The following is a 1,893-nucleotide window of genomic DNA, read 5'->3' as shown; positions in this document are numbered from 1 at the left end:
ACTTGATTGCGAGACCCAGCCAGCAGGCGGGCGTGCCGTACCCGGTGGCGTGCCGCGCGACCTTCGGCGTGTTGGGTGCGAACATTCCCGCTGTAATTCGCGGGTTGATCGCAGTGGCATGGTATGGAATCCAAACCTTCTTGGCATCGAGCGCACTGGTGATCGTGCTGTTGAAATTCATGCCGCAATGGATGCCGTATGCCGATGTGCATCAATATGGCTTTGTGGGTTTGTCTGCCTTGGGGTGGGCCGGCTTCATGCTGTTGTGGGTGCTACAAGCGGTCGTGTTTTGGCGCGGCATGGAAATGATCAAGAAGTTCATCGACTTCGCGGGTCCGGCCGTGTACGTGGTGATGTTCCTCCTGGCGGGGTACATGGTGTGGCGTGCGGGCTGGCGCAACGTCGGCTTGAACCTGGGTGGGGTGAAGTATCACGGCATGGAGGTGGTGCCGGTCATGATCACGGCGATCTCCTTGGTGGTGTCGTATTTCTCGGGTCCGATGCTGAATTTTGGCGACTTCTCGCGCTACGGAAAGAGCTTTAAAAGCGTGAAGCGTGGCAACTTCTGGGGCTTGCCGGTTAACTTCCTCGCGTTCTCGCTGGTGACGGTGGTCACGACGGCCGCGACCTTGCCGGTCTTCGGCCAATTGATTACGGACCCGGTGGAAACGGTGGGCCGCATCGATCAGCCGACGGCAGTGATCCTGGGTGCGCTGACCTTCACGATTGCGACGATTGGCATCAACATCGTGGCCAATTTCGTATCGCCGGCGTTTGATTTTTCGAACGTAGCGCCGCGCCTGATTAGCTGGCGGATGGGTGGCATGTTGGCGGCGGTCGCGTCGATTTTCATTACGCCGTGGAATCTGTTCAACAATCCGGCGGTGATCCATTACACGCTCGATGTATTGGGCAGCTTCATCGGGCCGTTGTATGGCGTGTTGATTGTGGACTTCTACCTGATGAAACGCGGTGCGTTGAAGGTGGATGAGTTGTACACAATGTCGGAGAATGGCCGGTACTGGTATTCGGGCGGCGTGAACTGGCGTGCAGTGGCGGCCCTTTTGCCAGCGGCGGTGATAGCGATAGCGTGCGTGATGACACCGTCGTTGCAGGGGGTGGCTAATTTCTCGTGGTTCATTGGCGCGGGCCTGGGCGCAATCTTCTACAGAATGATCGCGGACAAAGCGTCGAAATCAAACTTCGCGTGACTCGAAATGAGGAATCCGTCCGCCGCGCACTGTGCGGACGGGACGAGCAGAGGCAACACCCCTAGACCAGGCCGCACGAAAAATCACTCAATCACTAAGTGATCCAAAGTAAATGCTGCTGCAAGAAAGTAGAGGCAAGGAAATGCGAATCAAGCTGATCAACCCGAACACGACCGCTCGCATGACGTCCGCGATGGACCGATGCGCGCAAGAAGTAGCGTCTAAGGGAACGGAAATATTCTCGGTGAGTGCGTCGATGGGGCCGCCATCGATCGAGGGCTACTACGACGAGGCCATTGCGTCGCTGGCGCTGCTGCATGAAATCGAAAAGGGCGAGCAACAAGGGATGGATGGTTACGTGATTGCCTGCTTTGGCGACCCTGCGCTCTACGCCGCCAGGGAACTGGCAAGAGGTCCTGTCATAGGCATAGCGGAAGCCGCGATGCATGCGGCAAGCGTGATAGCACCGAGCTTTTCGGTTGTAACAACACTCAAGCGTACCTGTTCGATGGCTTGGCACCTGGCCGAGCGCTACGGTATGAAGCGGTTCTGCAAGAACGTGCGCGCCACCGACGTAGCGGTCCTGGACCTCGATATTCCGGGTTCGAAAGCACGCTCGATCATCATCGATGAATGCCGCAGGGCGCTTGAAGAAGACGATTCGGAATCGATCGTACTAGGC

2 protein-coding genes are annotated in these 1,893 nt (G+C 57.5%); both read left to right on the top strand.

What is annotated here, in order from left to right; genetic code table 11:
• On the top strand, positions 1 to 1,211 hold a 1,211-nt coding region (locus WCA53_RS05150; RefSeq protein WP_423906388.1), incomplete at its 5' end, for an NCS1 family nucleobase:cation symporter-1.
• A gap of 142 nt (positions 1,212 to 1,353) precedes the next feature.
• Positions 1,354 to 1,893, top strand: a 540-nt coding sequence (locus WCA53_RS05145; RefSeq protein WP_423906385.1) for an aspartate/glutamate racemase family protein, incomplete at its 3' end; no start/stop codon positions are given.

It is taken from the genome of Caballeronia sp. (genome assembly GCF_049581465.1).
Taxonomy (GTDB): domain Bacteria; phylum Pseudomonadota; class Gammaproteobacteria; order Burkholderiales; family Burkholderiaceae; genus Caballeronia.
This window is presented reverse-complemented; position numbering and strand designations above follow the sequence as displayed.